At 35.3% G+C, this 18,160-nt stretch carries 18 protein-coding genes, 1 riboswitch and 1 other annotated feature; of the genes, 6 read left to right on the top strand and 12 right to left on the bottom strand.

The features are described 5' to 3' along the window. Positions 1–6 precede the first annotated feature (6 nt). Complete coding sequence (locus MKY29_RS20495) at positions 7–1,191, top strand: MFS transporter (RefSeq protein WP_093496247.1); 1,185 nt, start codon at positions 7–9, stop codon at positions 1,189–1,191. Positions 1,192–1,248: 57 nt separating this feature from the next. Here the strand turns inward: MKY29_RS20495 and MKY29_RS20500 are convergent, their stop codons facing one another. Together MKY29_RS20500 and MKY29_RS20505 are read right to left on the bottom strand one after the other, a co-directional pair. Next, the gene (locus MKY29_RS20500) at positions 1,249–2,577 is read right to left on the bottom strand and encodes a TrkH family potassium uptake protein (RefSeq protein WP_093496246.1); all 1,329 of its coding nucleotides are present in this window, start codon (positions 2,575–2,577) and stop codon (positions 1,249–1,251) included. A 148-nt stretch (positions 2,578–2,725) separates the two neighbouring features. Beyond that, positions 2,726–2,872, bottom strand: a riboswitch (cyclic di-AMP (ydaO/yuaA leader). A gap of 270 nt (positions 2,873–3,142) precedes the next feature. Further along, the gene (locus MKY29_RS20505; RefSeq protein WP_090565809.1) at positions 3,143–3,751 is read right to left on the bottom strand and encodes a LysE/ArgO family amino acid transporter; all 609 of its coding nucleotides are present in this window, start codon (positions 3,749–3,751) and stop codon (positions 3,143–3,145) included. Between the two features lie 272 nt (positions 3,752–4,023). Between MKY29_RS20505 and MKY29_RS20510 the strand changes: the two genes are divergently transcribed. Next, a complete protein-coding gene (locus MKY29_RS20510; protein WP_093496244.1) occupies positions 4,024–4,725 on the top strand; it encodes a response regulator transcription factor in 702 nt (233 codons plus the stop codon). A gap of 6 nt (positions 4,726–4,731) precedes the next feature. Then, the gene (locus MKY29_RS20515) at positions 4,732–6,171 is read left to right on the top strand and encodes a sensor histidine kinase (protein WP_241598134.1); all 1,440 of its coding nucleotides are present in this window, start codon (positions 4,732–4,734) and stop codon (positions 6,169–6,171) included. 46 nt (positions 6,172–6,217) lie between these two features. On the opposite strand, the gene MKY29_RS20520 is transcribed toward MKY29_RS20515, so the two are convergent. Genes MKY29_RS20520 through MKY29_RS20535 form a run of 4 tightly spaced genes read right to left on the bottom strand, consistent with a single transcriptional unit; the run spans position 6,218 to position 9,249 of the window. Further along, a complete protein-coding gene (locus MKY29_RS20520; protein WP_093496242.1) occupies positions 6,218–6,577 on the bottom strand; it encodes a YxeA family protein in 360 nt (119 codons plus the stop codon). A 5-nt stretch (positions 6,578–6,582) separates the two neighbouring features. Further along, a complete protein-coding gene (locus MKY29_RS20525; protein ID WP_340880667.1) occupies positions 6,583–7,143 on the bottom strand; it encodes an ABC transporter permease in 561 nt (186 codons plus the stop codon). A gap of 23 nt (positions 7,144–7,166) precedes the next feature. Further along, entirely contained in the window at positions 7,167–8,495 is a 1,329-nt protein-coding gene (locus MKY29_RS20530; protein ID WP_340880668.1) for an FtsX-like permease family protein, read from the bottom strand. Continuing rightward, complete coding sequence (locus MKY29_RS20535; protein WP_093496240.1) at positions 8,482–9,249, bottom strand: ABC transporter ATP-binding protein; 768 nt, start codon at positions 9,247–9,249, stop codon at positions 8,482–8,484. The genes MKY29_RS20530 and MKY29_RS20535 overlap by 14 nt, the downstream gene beginning before the upstream one ends. Positions 9,250–10,190: 941 nt before the next feature. Between MKY29_RS20535 and MKY29_RS20540 the strand changes: the two genes are divergently transcribed. Then, complete coding sequence (locus tag MKY29_RS20540; RefSeq protein WP_340880669.1) at positions 10,191–11,231, top strand: DUF418 domain-containing protein; 1,041 nt, start codon at positions 10,191–10,193, stop codon at positions 11,229–11,231. Positions 11,232–11,414: 183 nt separating this feature from the next. Here the strand turns inward: MKY29_RS20540 and MKY29_RS20545 are convergent, their stop codons facing one another. Then, the gene (locus MKY29_RS20545) at positions 11,415–12,584 is read right to left on the bottom strand and encodes a sensor histidine kinase (RefSeq protein WP_340880671.1); all 1,170 of its coding nucleotides are present in this window, start codon (positions 12,582–12,584) and stop codon (positions 11,415–11,417) included. Beyond that, positions 12,574–13,263, bottom strand: a complete 690-nt coding sequence (locus tag MKY29_RS20550) for a response regulator transcription factor (protein WP_093496237.1) — start codon at positions 13,261–13,263, stop codon at positions 12,574–12,576. Before MKY29_RS20550 ends, MKY29_RS20545 begins: the two co-directional genes overlap by 11 nt. Before the next feature lie 178 nt (positions 13,264–13,441). On the opposite strand from MKY29_RS20550, the gene MKY29_RS20555 reads away from it, so the two are divergent. Beyond that, a complete protein-coding gene (locus tag MKY29_RS20555; protein WP_340880672.1) occupies positions 13,442–14,395 on the top strand; it encodes a D-alanyl-D-alanine carboxypeptidase family protein in 954 nt (317 codons plus the stop codon). A gap of 230 nt (positions 14,396–14,625) precedes the next feature. Beyond that, positions 14,626–14,854 (top strand) — a binding site (T-box leader). A gap of 80 nt (positions 14,855–14,934) precedes the next feature. Beyond that, positions 14,935–16,296, top strand: coding sequence for a sodium-dependent transporter (locus MKY29_RS20560; RefSeq protein ID WP_340880910.1), 1,362 nt, complete (start codon positions 14,935–14,937; stop codon positions 16,294–16,296). Between the two features lie 61 nt (positions 16,297–16,357). On the opposite strand, the gene MKY29_RS20565 is transcribed toward MKY29_RS20560, so the two are convergent. From MKY29_RS20565 to MKY29_RS20580, 4 genes are all read right to left on the bottom strand, one after another. Next, positions 16,358–16,915 carry a YdhK family protein gene (locus MKY29_RS20565; RefSeq protein WP_241598140.1) on the bottom strand — a complete coding sequence of 186 codons (558 nt, stop codon included), beginning with the start codon at positions 16,913–16,915 and terminating at the stop codon, positions 16,358–16,360. Positions 16,916–17,101: 186 nt separating this feature from the next. After that, on the bottom strand, positions 17,102–17,311 hold the full coding sequence (copZ, locus tag MKY29_RS20570; RefSeq protein WP_090565784.1) for a copper chaperone CopZ: 210 nt from the start codon (positions 17,309–17,311) through the stop codon (positions 17,102–17,104). 15 nt (positions 17,312–17,326) lie between these two features. Beyond that, on the bottom strand, positions 17,327–17,653 hold the full coding sequence (locus MKY29_RS20575; protein ID WP_093496233.1) for a metal-sensing transcriptional repressor: 327 nt from the start codon (positions 17,651–17,653) through the stop codon (positions 17,327–17,329). Between the two features lie 160 nt (positions 17,654–17,813). Next, positions 17,814–18,128 (bottom strand): ArsR/SmtB family transcription factor, encoded by a 315-nt coding sequence (locus tag MKY29_RS20580; protein ID WP_090565780.1) that lies wholly within the window; start codon positions 18,126–18,128, stop codon positions 17,814–17,816. Positions 18,129–18,160 lie beyond the last annotated feature (32 nt).

The following is an 18,160-nucleotide window of genomic DNA, read 5'->3' on the forward strand; positions in this document are numbered from 1 at the left end:
GATTATGTGAAGTTAAACAAAAGCTTTCGTTCTATTTGGTTCAGTAGTGCCACCTCTGAACTTGGTGGTGCGTTTTTTACCTTTTGCAATTCTATACTGATCTATGAACATACTGGCTCTGCAACTGCACTCGGACTAGTGTGGTTAATCTATTACATACCATCTTTTTTTATGCAGCTGTTTATCGGACCATATATTGATCGATGGAGTCGTAAGTATACGATGATTTGGTGCCAATTAATCCGAGCTATCCTTGCTTTTCTGTTAGCGATTACTTTGTTCTCCGATTGGTTCTCTGTTTCACTCATTTATTTGGTTCAAGTTATTGTTGGGCTAGTAATGCCTATATTCACCCCTGCCAACCAATCCATTCTACCGACGATTGTCGAGAAAGAATTTCTAGGAAAAGCAAATGCATCTCTTGAAAGCGTTCGTCAAGTGATGGCAGTAATGGGACCAATCAGTGCAGGTGTCTTAGTAGACTTTATAACAGTAACCTGGATGTTAGTGATTATATCAATAGCATTTTTATTAAGTACATATAACTTGGCACAGCTACATGAAAAGAATTTAAAGCATGAGTTACGAAAACCTTGGATTGAGGAGTTTAAGGAAGGATTGAATTCCTATTTTGAGCAGCCATTAATTGTTTGGTTGGGTGTTTTCTTCGGCTTTGTTCAATTTGGTGTCGGGGTAACGATTGTGACAACACTGCCTTATATTACAACGGTGTTAGACCAACCTATTGTATCTTATGGATTCTTTATGGCAGGCTTTCCAATTGGTTATACAATTGGGGCTTTACTAAGCTCTAGACTGAAGCCGTTAAATGGACTCGGAGTTTTATTTAGCACCCTTTTTATCGGTGGCTGTACTTATTTATCGCTAGCTTTTACTCCATGGTATCTCCTAGCCCTTGTGACAGAGGCCATTGCAGGCATCGTTATTGCTATTTTTAATATTTATAACATTACACTAATTCAGCAACGAATTCCAAATCAATTCATGGGTAAAGTTACATCGGTACGTCTATTAATTATGCGTCTTATGCTTCCACTTGGAATTCTATTTGCCACAATCAGTGTTCAGTTTTTAGCTATTCGTACTATGTACTTTGTCATTGGAGCAATCATCTGCATTACTTCTATAACTGGCTATGCTTTCTTGAAAAGTAAAGAAGAGATTAAATAATAATCCCCTGAAAAGAGCCCTCTAAGCTGAAGGTTCTTTTCAGATATTTATTCGATACTATCCTGTAAATACTTGATCATACGGGTAACGATAATGAACATTCTTCGGCTTCATAAGTATGAAAAACAAAGTTAAAGGACCAATTCGTCCGATAAACATTACCATACACAATAGCACTTCACCTATGTCACTAATTTGTGCAGTTATACCCATTGATAATCCAACAGTCCCAAAAGCTGATACAACTTCAAATGCCAAAGGTAAAAAAGGTATCTTTTCCGTAATAGTTAAAAGAAATATAAAGAAAAAGACTATGAATAAACCAATCGTTGATATTGCTAGAGACCTTATTACTGTCTCCAGACGGATAGATCTTCCAAATAACTCTGGTTCACTACGTTTGCGCAAAAAAGATACTGTAGCTAAAACTATTACAATAAATGTAGTTAGCTTAATCCCAGATGCTGTCGATGCACTACCCGCACCTATAAACATTAGAACCATCGTTAAAAGGATAGTGGGATCCTCCATATCACCATAATTTAATGTATTGAATCCAGCAGTACGAGGGGTCACTCCTTGAAAGTAGGACACCATTAATTTATCTTGTAATGGCATAGCCCCAATTGTTGCTTGATTATTATATTCCAACACGAAAACGAAAGCGATAGCTATAACATTGATAAGTATAGTTCCGACAACCATCATTTTCGTGTGAAGGGACCATTGCCTAAATGACTTTGTTTGTTGAATATCAACTACTACGGTAAATCCGATTCCACCTATTATAAATAGTAACGATAATACGATATTCACAATAGGGTCATTTGCAAAACCAATCAGGTTATCAGGGAATAAAGCAAAACCAGCATTATTAAATGCAGAAATTACATGAAAGACACTTAAATATAGTGCATCGTTAAAACCAAAAGTCGGTATCCAGTGTATGGTCAAAACTGTTGCTGCAAAAAGTTGAACCGATAAAACAAATGATAAGATTAGCTTTACTAGCTTTATAATACCGCCTACTGAGTTTTGATTGAATGACTCTTGTATATAAATACGGCTTTGAATACCTATCTTCTTCTTTAAGAGTATAAGAATAGCCACAGCAAATGTCATTAAACCAATGCCACCACATTGAATAAGAATCATTAATACAACTTCCCCAAATACAGTCAATGTTGTACCAGGGTCAAATACACTAAGTCCTGTCACCGTGGTTGCTGAGGTAACCACAAATAATGCATCAATCCAAGATATGTGGGTTGTGGTCGCTACAGGTAATTTCAACAAAATGGTTCCCACAAATATTAGAGATAAAAAACTGCCAGCAATAACAATAGGTGGAGAAACGGTTCTTCTTTTCTTATTGCTTATTCGCATATGAACACCTCCTAGCACTAAATTTGAAAAAAACTATTTCTTTAAAAAGCTGAAAATCAAAATTAGCTAGTCATTTCAATGAAACAACAAAAAACCCACAAGGCATAGGTAATAGCCTAGTGGGCATAGAATCATTCTCACTAGCTCCAATTCCTCTCTCACAACGCTTACGGAGTTAGCTGTCGGATTAGGGCAAAGAGTAGCCCCCCCTACAATCGTAGGATTCACCCCACGCGGCTTAAGTAGCCACGAATAATGGTTCCCCCGTTCCAGATGGATTAAGCGATTTTGAAATATGAAACTGAAAGTAATAATACTCCCAACTCTTAGTCTTGTAAACAAATATTTTAGAGGCTTTAATAGTAGAGAATCAGGATTAGACATAAGTTAAAATCAATAATATAGGAAAAGGCTTTCGAATATTATACTCGAAAACTTTTTTGTGTTTTGTATTTATATTTTCATAGAAAGAATTCATTTGCACCAGTTTATATTCCGATAAACGCTTGTCATATATTTCTTTTAACTCTAGAACTCTTTCATATCATAATCAATAATCGGAAAGTTACGCCGGTAACAGGCTTATCAGTAAATAAATAGCTGTTCCCCATATAAAAATTGCAGAACATTTATTAAATAAAACGAATAGTTGGCTGCGTATGTTTATTTTTTTCAATGTTGCACCCAAAACTGCCAAGCCCAAAAACCAAATCCAAGATATAAAGACACAAGCAATTGTGAAGAAAAGTAGTTGTTGTCCACTATACTTTACAGCACTTGTCCCAATTACACCGATTGTATCTAATAATGCATGTGGATTTAGGATGGACACGGAAAGTGCAAATACAATTTGCTTCTTCAGAGGTAATGCTTCTTTTCCTAATGTGTTCATTGATTTCGAAGACCAAATCACTTTTCCCATATATAAAAGAAATAGTATTCCTGCAACTAACAAAATAATCCTTAACCACTCAAATTGTAAAACGATTATTGATAATCCTAAAATGGCGAGTACGATTAGCACTGTGTCACAAATTGCTGCGGTTACCACCGCAGGAAGCGCTCTAAACAAACTTGGCTGAGTGACACCTTGCGTAAAGACAAATACATTTTGTACACCTAGAGGAAGTATAAGCCCAAATGCCAACAGGACACCATGAATGATCGGTTCCATCATTTCAACTCCTTTCTTCTCTATCATACCTATGATATAAATAATGAAAAGGTCCAATTCGATGGTCAAATATCTATCCAAATTTTAAGGGGGGGAATTGAAATGAATTGGCAACCAAATCGGCCATTACCAATCAGTTTATCTTAACAAAATAAGTAAGTGGATGATAAAACAAATTCAAAGTCGTGAGTGGCCAAGCTATTCAAAACGGTTTTGAATATAAGGAACATTGTTATACTGTAGATAAAGATTATTGTTTCGGAGGTGAAAACGTGGATAGTAAGCAGTGGATTTTAATCATTGACGATGAGGAAGACTTGGCACGTCTCCTTGAGAAAGTTTTATACAAAGAAAGCATTACGAATGTTGTAACAGCAGGATCGGTTGCAGATGGATGGGAAAAGTTTCAGAAGTTTAATCCAGCACTTGTATTGTTAGATATTATGTTACCAGATGGCGAAGGCTACGACTTATGCAAGCAAATTCGTGAAGTTTCCAATGTACCGATTTTATTTATGTCTGCGAGGGATGAGGAAATTGATAAGCTTTTAGGGCTGGCGATTGGTGGTGATGATTATATTACCAAGCCATTTAGTCCCAAAGAAGTGGCATATCGGGTGAAGGCTCAGCTAAGGCGGGCTGGTTTTTCAGAGGAAAATGTGACTCCGAAAAGTTTACAAGTTGGGCCTTTTGAGCTCAGTGCAAGTGAAACAGAATTGCAGAAAGATGGAAAAACAATTGAGCTTACTGCAAAAGAAATCGGACTTATGAGCTGTTTTATGCATCATCCGAATCAGATTCTAAGTAAGGAAACCTTATTTGAACATGTGTGGGACGATAACTTTTTTGGTTCTGATAATACGGTAATGGTACATATTCGTCGATTACGCGAAAAAATTGAAGTAGAGCCTTCCAATCCTTCCTTTATATTAACCGTTAAAGGGCTTGGCTATAAATTACATACCAAGAGGTGAAGGAAAATGAAGTGGAAATTGACACGGCGCTTTTTGGGATCCGTTGTTACAATTGTTATGATTGTAGGGGTTGTTAATACAATTATACTTTTATCCTTACTCATCTATAAATCAATGAATAATTTTGAAACAGACGAAGGGTCTGCTGAAAACTTTAGCAGAAATTTTTCACAATATATAGCACTGCAACACGACAAACCAACGGTCAATGAAAAAGGTTTAGAAAAACTAAGAGAACTGAATGCTTGGATACAATTTTTGAATAATAATGGTGACCAAGTAGCAGCTTTTTATACTCCTGAGAATTTACAAAAAGAGTATTCTCCAATTGAAGTTGTTCAAACGTATAAATATCAAGAAGTAGATGGAAAGACTACAGTTTTTATAGGAGAGGCCCATCACTTTACTTATTTAATAGGAATTAAAAATCAAAAAATTGACCGATATGTATTTACGTATGATTACGGACAAGTTCTTAAAAACATTAATATCGTACTCTTACTAATTCTAACAGTCGATATTTTCATTGCATTAATAGTTGGATTTATATTCGGAAAAAGATTAACAGGTCCCCTTCACATTTTAATAGATGGAATCCACCAGCTACGTGAAAGACGCTTTAAAAAAATGCCTATACCACATGGTGTGTATGAAGATGTTTTTCGCAATATGAATGAACTCTCGTTAAAGCTTGATCAATATGAGAAAGAACGTAATCAACTTGACCAAATGCGTGAAGAATGGATCAGCAATGTTTCGCACGATATGAAGACACCACTCGCCTCTATTCATGGATATGCAGAATTGATGCAAGATAGTGCCAAGGATTTAACAGAAGAAGAATTGCATGAATATACATCTATTATAAATAGACAGTCCAAATACATGAGTGATCTAATAGATGATTTAAATTTAACGATGCGCTTGCGCAATAAAAAACTACCATTGTTACTGGAAGACGTGGATATTATTGGATTGATACGTGAAATGACAATCAATCTGTTAAATGATCCCCAGTTCGGAAATCGAAATGTAGAATTTGTTGCTAATGTGGACAAAGCAGTGCATAAAGTGGATAAAAAACTACTGAAACGAGCAATAGTTAACTTTATCAACAATGCACTTGTGCATAACAATGAAAAAGTCTTTGTAAGAATCCAAATTGATAAAGTTTATCCACATTGTGGACAAGAGCAAAAATCTAATAACATATCCACAGCCTCAGCATTCCATACACAAATTACCATCGCTGATAATGGTAGAGGAATCTCTTCTAAAGATATGGATCAAGTTTTCGAACGCTACTATCGAGGTACAAATACTACTAGTACACATGGAACTGGATTAGGAATGGCGATTGCACGAGATATCATCTTAGCCCATAACGGAACAGTAGACTTGAAAAGCTCAGAAAACAAAGGAACAACTATAACAATACTTTTATAGAAAAAAGGACTGTTCTCCACTTTGTTATCGGAGACAGCCCTTTTTTCTATTCTAATTGTTTTTGTGCTTTTTTCGGTATTTCTTCCAGTTTCACTTCATCATATGACGATACTTGATCATCCTTTTTTACGTACATTTTTAGGTAGGCATCTTTGCGAAGACTTTTATGTGCCGTGAATTCAAGCGAAATTGTTTTACCATCCTCATTTGTAGCGTCTAGTTTATAAGAATAGGAAGTCATAACAGAACCATCATCCAGTTTGTTCTCATGTGGTATGCCATCTTCTGTAATTTGCAAATAATAATTGCTTGCATTTATACGGTTAAAATCTATTTTTGTAATAGCAAAAACCCCTACTATTCCTAGTGCAAACAAAATACCCACTACTATTAGAAATCTTTTCATCTCTATCATCCTTCTGTTCTATTATTTTGTGTGATAATTCGATTGTAAGAAGCTACTGTTAAGATATAATACAGTCCATAGATAACTGTATAAGCAATCATCCAGATTACTACCGGTTTTACTAAATCCATCATTAGTAGACTAGAGAAAGCTTTTAAAGCAATTGCACTGTGCAATAATCCTACTGCTAGTGGCACAAAGAAGATGACAAATACTTGAGATGCAATGGATTTACGCATTTCCTTTGGACTTACTCCCATTTTATGAAGCATATTGTATTGGGACTTATCTTCCCCAGCTTCTGTTAAAACTTTAAAGTAAATGATACTTCCTGTTGCCGCTAAAAATACTAGACCAAGGAAACTCCCGATAAAGAGCAAGGAACCTACACTTTCAATACCTGTTTGGAAGTCCTGAGGGGCACTTGAAAATTGTGCTTCTTCAGGTAAATATTTTGCAATCTTTTTAGATAAATCTATAGAAGCTTGATCAATACCGATGACTCGGTATTTTAGTGCTTCTCCTTCTTTTTGTAACGCTTTAAATTGATCATTTGAAACTACCACTGTAATCCCTGCCGTACCAGAGTTTAATACTGATTGTGTTTAAAGCTTTGGAATGTGAGAATAGTGTTGTTCTCAGTTGAGACAGTTTTTCCTTCGTATTTAGGTGAGAACCTTTCGTCGTATCCAATGTCTAAAATAACGGCATTTTCGTTATTAACATGTAGTTTTTCCCTTTTTTGAATCGCTGCTAATTTGTTATATGTTTTTTCATTGATAATCGTATAGATCCTCTTATCTGCGTTATTGAATGCTGAGTCTAATTGTTCAGTATGAAAGGCTACAGACAACGCTTCGATATTTTCATCGTAGTTTACATCTAGCAACACATTGCTGACTTGTTGATCGAGTTTTTCATCTGTTTGCTCATACATAAAAGTATTTGGATCAGAGGTTATAACCTGATCGTTTATGTTGTAGTATAGACCATATACTGCTCCACCAGCTGTTACAGTTGTAGCACTGAGCACCGCAATAATCGTCAGTGTACGAGCATTTCCTCGGATACGATATAACAGTTGGGAAATCGTCATTAAATGAAGTCCTTTCCACAACCATTTTTCATTTTTCTTTATCATCGTTAATACAAAACCAGTCACGCTATGGAACAATAGAAAAGTACCGACAATAACTGTCATTAAAATGATTAATGCTATCATTAAAAAGCCAACTGCTTCCCAGACTTTTGAAGTAAACATATCTTGTAGTGCCAACCAATAACCAATCGAAATTAATAAAACTCCAAGAATAGCTATAGTCATAGAAGGCTTCCGAGCCACTTCTCCTTTTTTCGATGCATGGAATAAATCGATGAGTTTAAACTGATAGATTAAACGATAGCCTTGGAATGATGTTACAAAGAAAACTGCTAGAAACACAACAGTGGTATTCAAAGCTGCCTGTTCCGAAAATGTAAATGGTGCGATGACATCGTAACCCATTAAATGGATCAAAATCGTCATAAATCCTTTTGAACAAAGAAACCCAAGTACAACACCAACTACTAATGAAACCAAGCCTAATAATAAATTTTCAAAAAAGAGCATAAAGCCAATCTGACGATTACGAACGCCTAGCAATGCATACAATGCCACTTCTTTTTTTCGTTTCTTCATAAAGAACGAGTTCGAATAGGCTATAAATACGGCAACGAAGAGTAGGAGAATGACTGCTGCACCGCTCATCAGTGAATCCAATTTTTGCGAGGAAGCTGTTTTTTCTGCAATCGTATCGCTATATTTTAATGTCACAAATGTAAAGTAGATAACAATACTGAAAACCATAGATGCGATATATAAAAAATATTGGGAAAAGTTTCGTGCAATGTTTTTTCTCGCTAGACTAAATAACGTCATCTACCCCACCCCCAATTGTTGCAAGGACATCCAAAATTTCTTGGAAGAATGCTTTCCGTGTTTTATCTCGACGGTAAATTTCTGTTGAAAGCGTACCATCCTTGATGAAAATAATACGACGACAGAAGCTTGCTGCATATGCATCATGTGTCACCATCATGATAGTAGAATTATTATTTTCATTTAGTTTACTTAAGCTTTCTAATAGATCTGTCGCTGATTTTGAATCCAGTGCACCTGTTGGCTCGTCTGCTAAAATCATTACAGGCTCCGTCACAAGTGCTCTTGCAGCTGCAGTTCTTTGTTTTTGACCTCCAGAAATTTGGTATGGATATTTATCTAGTAAGTCTTCAATACCAAAAACTTTAGCAATACTAGTCACTAAGCTATTAATTTTTTTTGCTGGAACTTTGGCAATTGCCAGAGGCAATAATATATTTTCCTTCACAGTAAGAGAGTCTAACAAATTGTAATCCTGGAATATAAAACCGAGATTATCACGTCTGAAATCAGCTAACGCATCTTCTTTCATATCGTGGATACTCGTATTGTTCATATATATCTTTCCTTCAGTCGGAGAATCAATTGTTGCCAACATATTCAGCAGAGTTGACTTCCCCGCTCCAGAAGGACCCATAATCCCTACAAACTCTCCCTCTTGAATATCGAATGATATATTTTCTAATGCGGTGTATGCTGCATTGGATTTACCATATATTTTTTTCACATTTTCTACTTTTAATAACGATTCCATTTTTTCACCTCTTCAATTTTGTCGATATGTATACTATAAATGCTCATCCTTACAGCAAATTTATGCCAACCTTACAGCAAGCTTAAATCCGAAAAAACCCGACTTCTATTAACTAGAAATCGGGTTTTACATTATTTTTTCTGGTTGAGTATTAATCAGATGCTTCATCGAAATAGAAACGAAGTTTTCCTTTACCCAATCCCGGTCCTTTCAAAACAGAGACGTAGATATGCCATTGATTTCCGCTCCGGGCTGACGCTTTCCGTGGGCACGGCTTCAGCCGCTTCCTTCGCACGCTCAGTCCAGGGTCTTCAGCTCGCGCTGTTCCCACTGGAGTCGCCGCTCTGCGCTCCAATCAACTAAGTCCACTTATAGTAAACAGATAGTTGAATACACGCTAAATAATTTATAGTATATTTGGATAAGTCGTGTTGAAATGGACTAGCACAAATAAAATTCACTTCCTTCATCTATCTTTAAATAATAGCACTTCTAATTCATAGGCGATTACTAAGAATATAATCACTTTCTAAAATTGGATCAATTTTATCATCTAAGCGATATACTTTGTCAATATTTAAATTGTTGTACTACGCTATAATTGATTAATCGTGGAATGTGGCGACTCCAGCGGGATCAGCCTTAGGCAACGCCCGCGTAAAGCGTCCACATGTAAGAAAATCACAGGATTATTCATCCTTAAAATGTACCAAGAACCCAGAGTTCATGGCACATTTTATATACTTTCTTATTCTTTAAAATAGATGACCCAAGCACCCATTGATAAAAATACGGATGGCTTATAATAAGTGGTGTTCATCAGCACTACCACAGCCCTAAAAGTTTTAAGGTTGCTGTAAGGTTGCTATTAATATAACGTAAGGTTCGATAATTATACTAACCTTTAAGCAAAGTAATATAAAACTTAAAGGAGAATTATAATGAATCCGTCCATTTCAAAAAAAAAAAGAATTATTTCATTAGACATTATTCGTGGAATTGCCCTACTTGGTATACTACTGATAAATGTTGCAGCATATAAAATTATTATAGAAGGACAACCACTACCAGATTATAGTGGTGTTAATGGAGTTATCCACCAACTAATAGCAATCATAGTGGAGAAGAAATTCTTTTCCATTTTTTCTTTCCTATTTGGTGCAGGTCTATTTATTTTTGCTTCAAGAGCGGAAAAACGGGGTGACAAACCTAGATTACGAATGGTAAGACGTTTATTAACTCTCTTACTTCTTGGGATCATACATTCAATCATATTTTGGGGAACAATTCTACATGTATACTCGATTGTTGGGTTGTTTTTAATCCCTTTTTATCGCGCTAGAGTTTCTACCATCAAAAAGTGGCTTGTTGGAATGACAACTATCCACTTAGTTTCTCTAGTATTAATGATTTTCTTGCCTACGAAACTGCTCTTACCAATCTTAGAATTCTTTTCTAACGATTTAATACTAATATTCATTATGTTTCTGGCTGGTTTTTTAACAGCTAAAGCAGGGTGGCTTGTACAGATACAAAGTTTGTCCAAACAGATTCGATGGATGCAAGCTGGAACCTTTCTTTTGTTCATCCCTTTCTCTCTGTCGATTTGGAATGCTTTTCAAAGCGGAGACAAAAATGTAGATTTACTTATTGCTTTTGGGACAATACCAACGACCTTGTTTTACTTATCAACATTATTTTTATTGTTAGAAAAAAAACATGTCTTAAAATTTCTGAAACCAATCTCATTTGTCGGCCAAATGGCTTTTACAAATTATATTGCTCAAAGCATTATAGGAACAATTATCATTTCACTTATTGGTCTGGATGTCGTTTCACCAAAGGATATTGTCTATATTGCAATCTTGATCTATGCTATTCAGATAGTCTTTAGTATAGTCTGGTTCAAATTCTTTTCTATGGGGCCATTGGAGAAAATGTGGCGTTATATGACTTATGGTAAGAAATATGCAAAAAGATAGTGAATACGTTAAAATACTCAAACACAAAGTCTAGCGAGTAATAACTTAATATGTACTTAAAAGGCCCATTTGTATTTGTACATACAAATGGGCCTTAACTTCATTTCACTTAAAAAATCTAGTTATAACCGATTTTCCCATCCTCTAAGGAAGTTGATGAAACAATTAAACCAAAGGGATACTTCATTTGTCCACACTAGTTAACTGCTTCAGATAAACGGAAAAGACTGTTTTTTCCTCGTCGCTCTTTACCTGTATTTCTCCCTCATGTAATTCCACAATACTTTTAGCAATAGCAAGTCCTAATCCTGAGCTTTCAGTATGCACGCCGCGTGATTTATCTACCTGATAAAACCTTTCGAATATATGAGGTAAGTCCATAGCAGGGATCGGATTCCCGTAACTTATCACTTCTACTAAGATGTCATTATTTCTTTGAGTAGCAGATATATCAATTTGTTTTTTCCTTATCCCATATTTTAAAGCGTTCGATAGTAGGTTCTCAAAAACACGAATAAGAAGATTACCATCGGCTTTGGTTATAAGTGGTTCAGAACTATACTTCTCATTACAAACATACTGCATCTGCTCTAACTCAATACGATAATGTTCAACAAGTTGTCCAAGCATTTCCTTTATATTTAAAGGTTCCTTATTTACTTTAAGCTGATGATTTTGCACTCTCGTATATTCAAATAAATCATGAATTAGCCTATGCAATAATGTTGACTTCTCATAGACAATATCAATGTAGTACCTTAGCTCTACTTCATCTCTATATTTATCTTCCGTAATAAGTGACAGGTAACCAATGATAGAAGTCAGAGGAGTACGCAGATCGTGAGAGACATTCGTAATAAGATCGTTTTTTGTTCTCTGAGCATTCCGTTCTTCCTGTCTCAGTGTATCCATTTTACTTATAATCATATTTATACTTTCTGTTAGTTGTAACAATCTTTCATCCCGGTAGCCAGGACTGAACCCAATTTCTGGACTACTTACATACTTTTTAGTTTCTGTAACTAGCTGATCGAAGGATATAAAAAACTGCCTTCTTTTTTCATGTAGGTAAAATAAGCTAAAATAGAAACTAAATACTATTAAAAAACTTAACTGTTCAAAAAGGAAAGGCCAGGGTGAATAAAGAATATTTTCAACCCTTCTCTTACCAACTAAAGTAACGAATTCGGTAACCAATCCGCTACCAACAACTGAGGTATTAACATAGCCTACCACTGCATTTTTAATTATAAATAAAGAAATTGCCGACAAAATAACAGATAGAATAATCCCAGTAACAATGCGCCACCTCGAGAAAAAAACCAATTCACTTAACACAGACTTAATAGTCAATTTTATAACCAACTCCCCAAACAGTTACAATCATTTTTTCTCCTTTTAACACTCTGTCTAGTTTTGCTCTTAAGTTACTTATATGTACCATTACCGTTTTACTTGAATAGATTTCCTGTTCATTCCATACCAATTGAAAGATATCTTCAGAACTAAAAACACGGCCAGGCTTACTGCAGAGTAGGCATAATATATCGAATTCAATTGAGGTCAATTTTAATGGGGTATCATCAATATTTACAGTATGATTCTGTTTATTTATTACTAAAGGACCATAGATCAAACCTTCCTTAGGAGAGTTGCTTTTTAAATATCCAGTTCGTCTTAACAAAGCTTTCACTCGAGCTATAAGCTCCAAAGGATTAAAAGGTTTAATAAGGTAATCATCCGCACCTGTAGTGAGCCCATATATTTTATCCATGTCCTCTGCCTTTGCGCTTAACATTAAAATTGGAACAGTCTGGTTATCTTGTCGAATTTCACGACAAACTAAAATACCGTCCTTTTTTGGCATCATCACATCTAGAATTATTAAATCAACTGAATGCCTTTTAAGCATATTTAATCCTTCTTCACCATCATGGGCTAAATGAACCTCGTAATGTTCCGCCTCTAAATAAATTCGTAGCAATTTCGTAATATCTTTATCGTCATCTATTATTAAAATAGCCTCTGCCACAAGACATCACCACCTATTCCAAAATTCTTCTTATATTATAAACATAGATACTTTCTAAAAACTAATTTCTCATTAATCTTAAGAAATTTTTTAGCTTTTCTTTCCTTTTTTTTAATATCAAATAGCTACAATATGGTTATGTTAATGAATATTAAGGAGAAGAAATGGAGGAAAGAAGATGAAACGCAGAAAGATAAAAAGGAAAGTTAATTTTTTTACTACCTTAATCATTTTGTCGGTGTGCTATATAGGGATTTATAAGTTTAGTCAGAGCAGTCAAGTTCAAAATTTCATGAACGAGATAATAGAGGTTTCCGGCCCCTCAACAACCTTCATAGATTCATCATTAAAAGCACCTAACATAAAAGGACAAGCAGCAATATTAATGGATGCTTCTTCGGGAGAAATATTACTGAAACAAGATGCAAACAGTGCCTTCCCTGTTGCAAGTATGTCTAAATTAATGACAGAATATATAGTTCAGGAGCAAATTCAAAATGGAAATATTAAATGGGATGATCTGGTTGAAATTTCACACAGTGCTAATAATATGGATCCACAAGCGGTGAAAATTTATGTAAAAGACAATGATGCTCTAACTGTTCGTGATTTATATAGCGCAATGGTTATTTCCTCAGCAAATAATGCTACAAGAGCTTTAGCAGAGCATGTAGCAGGCACTGAGAAAAGATTTGCAGAACTAATGAATAAAAAGGCAAAAGAAATTGGTCTTTCTTCCAAAACTAACTTTGTAAACTCAACTGGATTAGTAAATACAGACGGCTCTGAGAACATCATGACAGCAGAGGACGTTGCAATATTAGCCTATCAGTTATTAAGTGATTTCCCTGAAGTAGTGGAAACAACAAATTTGCTTGAATATGAATTAGCATACGATAGTACAAACTTAAAGAATTCAAATTCTATGCTATATCCTGAAAATCAAGACCTATATTTTAATCTGGTAGATGGCTTAAAAACTGGGTACACAGAAACTGCCGGATATTGCTTTGCAGGAACAGCAAAACAAGGAGACAAACGACTTATTTCAGTAGTAATGGGTACTAAAAGTGATGACGCTCGTTTTCGCGAGACATACAAGCTACTCTCATTTGGATTTGATAATTTGTAACAAGCTTTTCGTTCAGTGTTGCAAATGAAAATTTCTGGACGCGATCCTTAGTTAAGATTCATTTCTAAAATTTCTTTTCAGAAAAGTTTAGAAACTTGGAAAATGACTCTGAATGTAGTGGTACGAAGCGATTGCCGAGTAATAATCCGGTTGCAAAGAGTTTACTACTAAATAAAAGGTTGACCTATTGGTGTTATCATACTATAATTTCGTTTAATATTATTTATATTAAACAAGCGAAGAAAAGAACATTATTAAGCCGGTCTCCCTGTTAGAAGAGAATCAGTGGTTGGTGAAAACTGATACAAAGATTAGGTGAATTTCATTCTTGGAGCTTTTTTTATACTATATTTTAAAGAACATAGTATAAAAACGGATTAAACCGTTATTTTACCAAGTGGGAAACATAAGACTTGTTTCCAATTAGGGTGGTACCGCGTGAACAGCCACGTCCCTATCGTAAAAGATAGAGACGTGGCTTTTTTTGTCTTTTAACAATTAATTAGAAGACATAATAAAAATAGATTGGATTGGTTAGTTTGCAAAGAACAGAGCAATGGTCATCAAAGATTGGTTTTATTTTATCTGCTGCAGGATCAGCTATCGGGGTAGGAGCAATTTGGAAGCTTCCTTACGTTACTGGTATAAGTGGAGGAGGTGCATTCTTTCTTCTATTTATTTTATTTTCTTTGTTTATGGGCTTCCCTTTATTATTAGCGGAGTTTGTTATTGGTAGAAGTACGCAAAAAGAAGCTATTAGTGCATATCGTAGCCTTGCTCCTAATAGTAACTGGCATTGGATTGGGAAATTAGGGGTATTCACCTGTTTTCTTTTATTATCTTTTTACAGTGTAATTGGTGGATGGATTGTTATATATATTGCAAAGGGTCTGTTTGGTGGAATAATTAGTGAGGGTGCAGATTATGGGTCTGTATTTAACCTAACAATTGGGAATCCTCTGTTGGTTCTTGTTGCCCAATTTGTGTTCTTGGCTATAACAGTTTTAGTGGTGGCTAAAGGGATTCAAAATGGAATTGAAAAAGTAAATAAAATTCTAATGCCCGCCTTATTCGGACTATTTATCGTTCTAATTATCCGCTCCCTAACGCTAGATAACGCTATGGAAGGTGTGAAATTCTTTCTAGCACCGGATTTCTCGAATATTACATCTGAAAGTGTCCTATTTGCGATGGGCCAAGCTTTTTTCTCTTTAAGTGTCGGTGTGTCCGTTATGGTTACTTACAGTTCCTATCTTTCCAAAAAAGAAAGTTTAATACAACCAGCTATTTCAATCGTTTCAATGAATTTAGTGATTGCTTTGTTAGCAGGTTTAGCAATTTTCCCTGCTGTCTTTTCCCTAGGCTTAGAACCTGCTGAAGGACCAGGATTACTATTTGCTGTATTGCCTGCTGTGTTTGATCAAATTGTTTTTGGTGAAGTTTTCTTAATAGGTTTTTTAGCATTATTTTTATTTGCCACATTAACTTCAGCCTTTTCTATGTTAGAAATAATTGTGGCATCTATAGTCAAAGAAAAAGCAGAAAAGCGAACAAAATATGCTTATATGATTGGAATTTTAATATTTTTAGTAGGAGTCCCTTCGGCATTATCCTATAGTATTTTTGCTGATATTCTTATTTTCTCGAAGAGCCTCTTTGACTCTGCCGATTATTTAGTTAGTAATATACTAATGCCGTTAGGCGTACTTTTAATCTCTATTTTTGTTTCGCATAAGATAGAAAAAAGTACTTTACGGGAGGAATTATTACAGCATTCTCGTTTAGGTGCTACTGCATTTAATATTTGGCTTTTTATAATGAAATACATTATTCCACTAGTAATTATCCTCGTTTTTCTCGATATTACTGGTATACTCAATAAAATAGTTGAGATTTTTTAAAATAAATTTAAAGAGCTTATCCTTTATGGAATAAGCTCTTTAAATTCTTAAGGTTTATCTCTTATTTGGCAGATAGTTCACTTTCCGTCACCCATTTATGGTTTTTGACTACTTCTCCACCTGAGGTTGGAGTGTAATCGACCATATATACCGTCGTAGGTTCTGCCGATTCAATTTCAGCAGTAGCACCTTCCATTCCAGGCATATGATCTGCTTCAATGGTAACTTTGGTTCCTGGTTCTAAACTATTATCCCCAGCTTCTTTAATTTCTTCTTGAATGACCCATTTATGATTTTCCACTCTTTCTCCACCAGATGTTGGCATGTAGGAAATGACATAGGCAGTTGTTTCATATGCACCCGTTATCGTTGCCTCTGCCCCCTTCATCCCTTCCATATGGTCTGTTTCAAGAATAACTTGGCTTCCGACTTTGTAAGTAGGATTATCGGCTACTTTCAAATCTTCCGGAACTTCACCTGTGCTAGAGTGATTCATGCCAGAATGATCCATTTCCATGTTTTCATGTGTGCTAGTTTCTTTTTCATCACTACCACATGCCGTCAACGTGAATGCTGTAACCAAGGTAACAATTCCTATTACTATTTTCTTCATCGTCATCCTCCTCAAGTTTTTTCTGCTCTTTTAAAAACGTAATGCAATCAGTAAAACCGATATAGAACTAAACGCTAGAGCTGTCACTGCGTATATTTCACTATACATCTTGTTTTCACCCACCCCAAAATACTACCAGGGGGTATAAATTCACGAGAGAAAGAGAGTGCCTTACATAGCACTCCTCCATAACTAGTTTACATCGTATCCTTGATCATCAATTGTTTCTTTAATAACATCTAGCGATACTTTATCCTCGTCAAATGAAACGTCCACTTTTCCTGATTCTAAATCGACCTTCACTTCATTTACTCCATCTAACTTTCCTACACTGCCTTCTACAGAACTAACACAATGACCACATGACATTCCTTGTACGTTTAATGTTACTTGGTTGACCATTTTAAATTCCTCCTCTTATTTTTTCATTAATTTTTGAATCGTAATAAGCAATTCATCCAGTACTTCATCGTCACCTTCTGCTAGTCTATCCACTACACAGCCTTTTAAATGCCCTTGTAAAAGTACTTTGGCTACACTATTCAGAGCTGACTGAGTTGCAGAGAGTTGCGTGATAATATCATCACAATAGACGTCTTTGTCTACCATCCCTTTTATTCCACGAATTTGACCTTCAATACGATTTAAGCGATTCGTTAAGTCCTTTTTTACATGCTCAGGATGATGACTTTTTCTACAAGATTGATCAGATGTATTTGCATTCTCTTCTATTAAATTGTCCAACTCATCAACCTCCTATTTCTTATTTATATAATACAGTACCTATAGGGGGTATGTAAAGTATAATGCTTTATTGTTTATAAAAATTCTACACTGCACTATTTTGCATATCCTTATTCATCAAAAAAGGACCTAATAATCTTAAGTCCTTTTATCTTTCTGTTTAATGTTTTGCATGATCAATTGCCTGGTGCAACAGATTCATAATATGGTCATCATCACTTGAATAATACAACGTTGTTCCTTCACGACGAAACTTAACTAAACGCAAGTTTTTCAAAAAGCGGAGCTGGTGAGAAACTGTGGACTGACCTAAATTTAGTGCCTCTGCAATATCATTAACAGAATACTCCTCACAGCATAGCAAATTTAAAATACGGATACGTGTTGGATCACCTAACGCTTTAAACGTCTGGGATACGACAAAAAGAGTTTCTTCATCTAATTCATGTGTGTTAGTTTGTACTTCTTTCTCCATATTAATGCACCCTCTCTTTTAAGTTTTAGTAT

It is taken from the genome of Psychrobacillus sp. FSL K6-2365 (assembly GCF_038003165.1).
Classification (GTDB): Bacteria; Bacillota; Bacilli; order Bacillales_A; family Planococcaceae; genus Psychrobacillus; species Psychrobacillus psychrodurans.

Bases quoted from the DNA above. Each gene is read 5' to 3' on its own strand.
- MKY29_RS20540 (WP_340880669.1), top strand. From the start codon at position 10,191: ATGAATCCGTCCATTTCAAAAAAAAAAAGAATTATTTCATTAGACATT.
- MKY29_RS20500 (WP_093496246.1), bottom strand. From the start codon at position 2,577: ATGCGAATAAGCAATAAGAAAAGAAGAACCGTTTCTCCACCTATTGTT.
- MKY29_RS20565 (WP_241598140.1), bottom strand. From the start codon at position 16,915: ATGACGATGAAGAAAATAGTAATAGGAATTGTTACCTTGGTTACAGCA.
- MKY29_RS20530 (WP_340880668.1), bottom strand. From the start codon at position 8,495: ATGACGTTATTTAGTCTAGCGAGAAAAAACATTGCACGAAACTTTTCC.
- copZ (WP_090565784.1), bottom strand. From the start codon at position 17,311: ATGGTCAACCAAGTAACATTAAACGTACAAGGAATGTCATGTGGTCAT.
- MKY29_RS20505 (WP_090565809.1), bottom strand. From the start codon at position 3,751: ATGGAACCGATCATTCATGGTGTCCTGTTGGCATTTGGGCTTATACTT.
- MKY29_RS20580 (WP_090565780.1), bottom strand. From the start codon at position 18,128: ATGGAGAAAGAAGTACAAACTAACACACATGAATTAGATGAAGAAACT.
- MKY29_RS20515 (WP_241598134.1), top strand. From the start codon at position 4,732: ATGAAGTGGAAATTGACACGGCGCTTTTTGGGATCCGTTGTTACAATT.
- MKY29_RS20520 (WP_093496242.1), bottom strand. From the start codon at position 6,577: ATGAAAAGATTTCTAATAGTAGTGGGTATTTTGTTTGCACTAGGAATA.
- MKY29_RS20535 (WP_093496240.1), bottom strand. From the start codon at position 9,249: ATGGAATCGTTATTAAAAGTAGAAAATGTGAAAAAAATATATGGTAAA.
- MKY29_RS20555 (WP_340880672.1), top strand. From the start codon at position 13,442: ATGAAACGCAGAAAGATAAAAAGGAAAGTTAATTTTTTTACTACCTTA.